Origin of the sequence: Streptomyces boncukensis, assembly GCF_011045075.1 — a bacterium.
GTDB lineage: Bacteria > Actinomycetota > Actinomycetes > Streptomycetales > Streptomycetaceae > Streptomyces > Streptomyces boncukensis.
In genome coordinates, this window is the sequence record NZ_JAAKZZ010000431.1 from 1 (window position 1) to 6464 (window position 6464).

Sequence of the window (6464 nt, forward strand, 5' to 3'; positions counted from 1 at the left end):
CTGCGCCTCCGCGTCGACGACGACGGGCGGGGTGCGGGCGAGGGGGCGTGGGGCAGCGGTATCGTCGGCATGGCGGAGCGTGCGAAGGCCCTCGACGGCGAGCTGACCGCGCGGAACACCGGCTCCGGCTTCCGGGTCGACGTCCGGCTGCCCTGGCGGGCCACCGGGGTTTGACGGGGGGGGGCGTGGACCGGCCCTCGCCTACGCTGTGGTGCATGGTCCCGTCCCCGTCCCAGTCCGCCGCGTCACCGCCCCCGCCGTCCCGTATCCGCGTGCTCGTCGCAGACGACCAGCGGCTGGTGCGGGCCGGGCTCCGGGCCATCATCGACGACGAGGACGACATCGAGGTCGTCGGCGAGGCGGCCGACGGCGTCGCAGCCGTCCGGCTCACGCGCGAACTGCGGCCCGACGTCGTGCTGATGGACATCAGGATGCCGGAGGAGGACGGGTTGTCCGCGGCCGCGCGCATCGTCTCGGACGAGCGCCTGAACGAGGTGCGGGTCGTCATGCTCACCACCTTCGACATCGACGACTACGTGTACTCCGCGATCCGCTCGGGCGCCTCGGGCTTCCTGCTCAAGGACACCGACCCGATGGAGCTGCTGCACGGCATCCGGGTGTGCGCCCGCGGTGACGCGCTGATCGCGCCGGCGGTGACCCGGCGTCTGATCGCGGAGATCGCGAGCCGCTCCCGGGTGCCCGACCCGGCGCCCCGGCTGAACGCCCTGACCACGCGTGAGCACGAGGTGCTGTGTCTGGTGGGCGAGGGGCTGAGCAACGACGAGATCGCGCGCCGGCTGGTGCTCAGCCCGACCACCGCCAAGACACATGTGAGCCGGATCATGGCCAAGGTGCACGCCCGTGACCGCGCCCAACTCGTGGTGCTGGCCTACGAGGCGGGGCTGGTCACGCCGCGCTGGCTGAGCTGAGGGCCCTGCGGGCGCTCCCTGTGGTGCAGCCGTCGTGCGGGTCGCCAACTCCCGCAGTACGCGGGGTGTCTTCCGGCGGCTGACGTGGCGGGGCGCGGTCTGCGCCGACCGTCGGTACGTCCATCGCCATCCGCGACGTACCCGTGGGGAAGACTGCCATGACCACTACAGACCGCGAGCCCGCAGCCACGCCGGAACCGGCGGCCGGGCGGGCCGGTGTGTTCGCCCGTGTCGCCGGTTTCGCGCAGCGCCGCAGGCGGCTCGCGCTGACCCTCTGGCTCGCCGTGCTCGCCGCCGTGTGGGGAGCCGCAGCGCTGGCCGGCAGCGACTACCGGTCCGACTTCTCGCTCCCCGGCACCGAGTCGCAGCGGGCGGGCGATCTGCTGTCCGAGCACGGTTCGGACCAGGGCGGCGACACGGTGGAGATCGTGCTGCGCGGTACACACGGGCTGCGCGAGGCGGGCACCGAGCGGCGTGTCGAGGGCATGCTCAAAAAGGCGGCCCGGGTGCCCAAGGTCGCCCATGTCGTCAGCCCGTACGAGGAGAAGTCCGCCATCAGCCGGGACGGCAGGACCGGCTACGCCACGGTGGTGCTCACCGTCCCGGCAGCCGAGATGACCAAGGGCGACACGGAGCCCCTCTACGACATCGCACGGGAGATCCACGGCGGCGGGTTGCAGGTCGAGCTGGGCGGCGAGGCGGCTCGCACGCTGTCCGAGGAGTCGGGTGGGACGGCCGAGGGCGCGGGCATCCTGGCTGCGCTGGTCATCCTGGTCCTGATGTTCGGGACGGTCGTCGCGGCAGGACTGCCCATTGTCACCGCGGTGTTCGCCGTCGGGTCGACGGTCGGCGTGATCGTGCTGCTGTCCCACGTCTTCACCCTGGCCGACTTCACCCCGTATGTGATGATGCTGGTCGGGCTGGGCGTCGGGATCGACTACGCGCTGCTGGTCCTCGCCCGCTACCGCGGCGAGCTGGTCCGCGGCGAGGCGCCGGAGCGGGCGGCCACGACCGCGCTGGACGCCGCGGGGCGCACCGTGTTCTTCGCGGCCTGCACGGTCGTGCTGGCGCTGCTCGGACTGGTCGCCCTCGGACTCGGCTCCCTCCAGGGCATGGCGCTGGCCGTGGCGCTGACGGTGCTCGCCACCATGGTCGCCGCGCTCACCCTGCTCCCGGCGCTGCTCGGTGTGTTCGGGCCGCGCCTCGCCCGGCACTTCACCCGGCGCGAGGCGCGGCGCAGCGACCGGCGCAAGGCCCCGCGGGGCACGGGCTGGCGCCGCTTCGCCGACGGGGTGCAGCGCCGTCCGCTGCCGGTGCTGCTGGTGGCCGTCGTCGCGCTGGGCGCGCTCGCCGTCCCGGCGCTGGAGCTGCGGCTCGGTTTCGCGGACGCGGGCAACGACAGCGCGGGTACCACCAGCCGGGAGGCGTACGACCTGCTGTCGGAGGGCTTCGGACCGGGCTTCAACGGGCCGCTGGTCGTGGTCGCGGACGGCGGCGAGGGGGGCGCGCGGCAGGCGGGAGCCGAGGCGGCCAGGGTGCTGGGCGACACCCCGGGGATCGCCGCGGCCGCGCCGCCCGTGCCCACCGAGGACGGCGCGGTCGCCACCGTGGTGGCGTTCCCCGCCTCCTCGCCGCAGGACGAGCGGACGTCCGACCTCGTCGCCCGGCTGCGCGGCACGGTGCTGCCGGAGCTCGCGGAGCGGACCGGAGCGGACTATCTGGTGGGCGGGTCGACGGCCGCGGCCGAGGACTACGCGGGCAAGGTCGCGGACCGGATGCCGGTCTTCTTCGCCATCGTGGTCGGACTCTCCCTGGTGCTGCTGGCCGGGGTCTTCCGCTCGCTGCTGATCCCGCTGAAGGCGGCCCTGCTGAACATGCTCAGCATCGGCAGCGCCCTCGGTGCCATGAAGCTCGTCTTCCAGGACGGCCGGTTCGGCATGGAGGCGGGGCCCGTCGAGCCGTGGATGCCGGTGATGGTCTTCGCGATCGTCTTCGGGCTCTCCATGGACTACGAGATCTTCCTCGTCTCCCGTATCCGCGAGGAGTGGGTGCGCACCCGGGACCCGGTGGCCGCCGTCCGGGAGGGGCTGGCGCACACCGGTTCGGTGATCGTCGCCGCCGGCGCGATCATGATCGTGGTCTTCGGGGCCTTCATGCTCAGCGACGACCGGGTGCTCCAGCAGCTCGGTTTCGGCATGGCGGTGGCCATCTGCGTCGACGCGCTGCTCGTCCGGTGCGTGGTGGTGCCCGCCGCGCTGCGGCTCATGGGGCGGCGCGCCTGGTGGCTGCCGGAGCCGCTGGAGCGGGTGCTGCCGAGGGTGGAGCTGGAACGGCACTGAGCGGCGTCCGGTGCCCTTTGCGGGCGGGTGCCTGCCCGCCGGGTGGCCCGTCTGGCGTGCGGATTCCCCGAAAAGGTGACATGGGGTGTCTGGATGGAGCGTGAGAGTGGGCCCGCAGGACGACAAGAGGTGCAGGAAGGTGCGGGAAGGGGCGCCGGCGCAGTGACGAGCGAGTGGATCGTGGTCAGCGGGGCACGGGAGAACAATCTCAAGGGGGTGACGCTGCGGATTCCGGTCGGGCGGCTGACCGTGGTGACCGGGGTGTCCGGTTCGGGGAAGTCCTCACTGGTGTTCGGGACGCTCGCGGTGGAGTCCCAGCGGCAGCTGAACGAGGTCTTCCCGTGGTTCATACGGAACCGGCTGCCGAGCTATGAGCGGCCGAAGTTCGAGTTCATCGAGAACCTGTCCCCCGCGATCATCGTGGACCAGAAGCCGGTGGGCGGCGGCGCGCGGTCCACGGTGGGCACGATGACCGAGGTCCACCCCGTGCTGCGGGTGCTGTTCTCGCGGTACGGGGAGCCGAGCGCCGGGTTCTCGAACCTGTACTCGTTCAACGACCCGCAGGGGATGTGCCCGGACTGCGAGGGGCTCGGGCGGACGCTGCGGCTGGATCTGGGCAGGCTGCTGGACGAGGACAGGTCGCTGAACGAGGGCGCCGTCCGGCACCCCGCCTTCGCCGTCGGCACCAACTACTGGAAGCGGTACGCCGAGATCAGCCGCTACGAGCCCGGCGAGCCGCTGGACGGACCCGCCGGGCCGCTCGTCTTCGACCCCGACAAGCCGCTGCGGACGTACAGCGCGGCGGAGCGGGAGCTGCTGCTGTACGGGCGGGGGTTCAAGACGCGCAGGCCGCACTCGCCCGGCTCGGTCGCCGTCAACGACTACGAGGGGATCGTCGACCGGTTCACCCGCCGGTTCCTCAAGCCCGGACTGGAGTCGCTGAACGACCGCGAGCGCGAGCAGGCCGAGCGGGTGGTCTCCGAGCAGTCGTGCGAGCGCTGCGGCGGCGCCCGGCTGTCCGAGCGCGCCCTCGCCTCCCGTATCGGCCCCTGGAACATCGCCGACCTGTGCCGGATGGAAGTACGGGAGCTGATCCGGGTGCTGGAGGACCTGGCGGACACCGGCGCCGCCGGCGAGGCGGCGCTGTCCGCCGCGCTCGCCTCGCTGCGCCGTATCGAGTCCGTCGGGCTCGGCTATCTGACCCTGGAGAGGCCCACTAAAACGCTCTCCGGAGGGGAGGGGCAGCGGCTCAAAACGGTGCGCCATCTGGGCAGCAGCCTGACCGGGATGACGTACGTCTTCGACGAGCCCAGCGTCGGGCTGCACGCCCGCGACGTGGACCGGCTGAACGGCCTGCTGTGCGCACTGCGCGACCAGGGCAACACGGTGCTCATCGTGGAGCACGACAGGGACGTCATCGCCGTCGCCGACCATGTGATCGACATGGGGCCGGGCTCCGGCGCTCACGGCGGGGACGTCGTCTTCGCCGGCACGGTCGCCGAACTGGCCGCCGGCGAGACGGCCACGGGGCGGTGCTACCGGCGTCCGCCCGGCGTGAAGCCGGAAGCGGAGTGCCGTACCGGACGCGGGACGCTGACCGTACGGGACGCCACGCTGCACAACCTCAAGGGCGTCACGGTGGACATCCCCGCGGGCGTACTGACCGCGGTGACCGGGGTGGCCGGTTCCGGCAAGAGCAGCCTCGTCTGTGGGGCGCTGGCCGCCGCGTACCCGGAGGCGATCGTGCTCGACCAGTCGGCGATCGGCATCTCGCCCCGCTCGACGCCCGCCACCTACACCCGGATCTGGGACCTGGTGCGCCGCGCCTACGCGCGCGTGCACGGCGTCGACGCGGGGCTGTTCAGCTTCAACTCCGCGGGTGCGTGCCCGGGGTGCCAGGGGCGCGGAGTGATCACCATGGACATGGCGTTCATGGATCCGGTCACCGCCGTGTGCGAGGTGTGCGAGGGGCGGCGGTTCCGCGCGGAGGCGCTGGAGCACCGGATCGGCGGGCTGAACGTCGCCGACCTGCTGGAGCTGACCGTGGACGAGGCGCTGGCGGCCCTGGACGGCGGCCCGCTGGGCCGCGGGCCGCTGGGCGCCGACGGGACCGTCAGGGCCCGGCTGGCGCCGCTCGGCGAGGTCGGTCTCGGCTATCTCACGCTCGGCCGTCCGCTGTCCGCGCTGTCGGGCGGCGAGCGGCAGCGCGTCAAGCTCGCCCACCGGCTGCGCGAGCAGGGCAGCGTGTACGTCTTCGACGAGCCCACCACCGGGCTGCACATGGCCGACGTGGACACCCTGCTCGGACTGCTGGACCGGCTGGTCGACGCGGGCAACACGGTCGTCGTCGTGGAGCACGACCTGGATGTCGTCAAGCGCGCGGACTGGATCGTCGACATCGGCCCGGAGGCCGGCGCGCAGGGCGGCGAGGTGGTGTTCACCGGGACGCCCGCGCGCATGGTCCGCGAGGGCCGTTCGCACACGGCCGACTACCTGCGCAGGTCGCTTCCCGGCTCCCGGCCCCAGGACTCCCCGAGCGCCGTGCGATGAGTTCTGCGGGTCCGCGCGGTCTGTAGAAGTGCCGGAAGGACCGGCGGGAGCCACGGACGGGAGCGAGACGCCATGACGGACGAAAGAGACGCCCTGGACGGATCGGCCGTACCGGCCGTAGCGGCCGTACCGGTCGACCTGGAGCCCGCGGCGCGGGAGCTGGCAGCCCTGGTGCGCGGCGTACGGGAGGAGGCGCTGGAGGACCCGACGCCGTGCGAGAAGTACACGGTCCGCGACCTGCTGCGGCACATTGCCGAGCTGGCGGTCGGGCTGCGTGTCGCCGCGCTGAAGGACCTGGGGCCGGGGACGGAGCGCACGCCCGGCACGGCCATGGAGGAGCTTCCTCCCGACTGGCGGGAGGCGGTGCCGCACAGGCTGGCCGAACTGGCCGCGGCCTGGAGCGACCCCGCCGCGTGGGAGGGGACGACGCAGGCGGGCGGCGTCACCCTGTCCGGGACGGAGTGCGGGCTGGTCACGCTGGACGAGCTGGTGGTGCACGGCTGGGACCTGGCACGGGCGACGGGGCAGGCGTTCCACAGCGATGAGACCCGGCTGCGCGCCGTACACGGGCTGCTGGCGGGGGCCGCGGAGGGCGGCGAGGAGGGCGGTGCGGACGGCGGCGCGGACGGCGGCCCGGACGGTGGGG

At 73.1% G+C, this 6464-nt stretch carries 4 protein-coding genes; all 4 read left to right on the plus strand.

The genetic code is table 11. The features are described 5' to 3' along the window. Window positions 1–215 precede the first annotated feature (215 nt). Window positions 216–929 (plus strand): response regulator, encoded by a 714-nt coding sequence (locus tag G5C65_RS28850; protein WP_165301981.1) that lies wholly within the window; start codon window positions 216–218, stop codon window positions 927–929. Window positions 930–1087: 158 nt separating this feature from the next. Beyond that, window positions 1088–3268 (plus strand): MMPL family transporter, encoded by a 2181-nt coding sequence (locus G5C65_RS28855; RefSeq protein WP_206442384.1) that lies wholly within the window; start codon window positions 1088–1090, stop codon window positions 3266–3268. Window positions 3269–3430: 162 nt separating this feature from the next. Continuing rightward, window positions 3431–5818, plus strand: a complete 2388-nt coding sequence (locus tag G5C65_RS28860) for an excinuclease ABC subunit UvrA (RefSeq protein WP_165301982.1) — start codon at window positions 3431–3433, stop codon at window positions 5816–5818. A 72-nt stretch (window positions 5819–5890) separates the two neighbouring features. Beyond that, window positions 5891–6464 (plus strand): TIGR03086 family metal-binding protein (locus G5C65_RS28865; protein ID WP_165301983.1); only part of this gene is annotated, 574 nt, incomplete at its 3' end.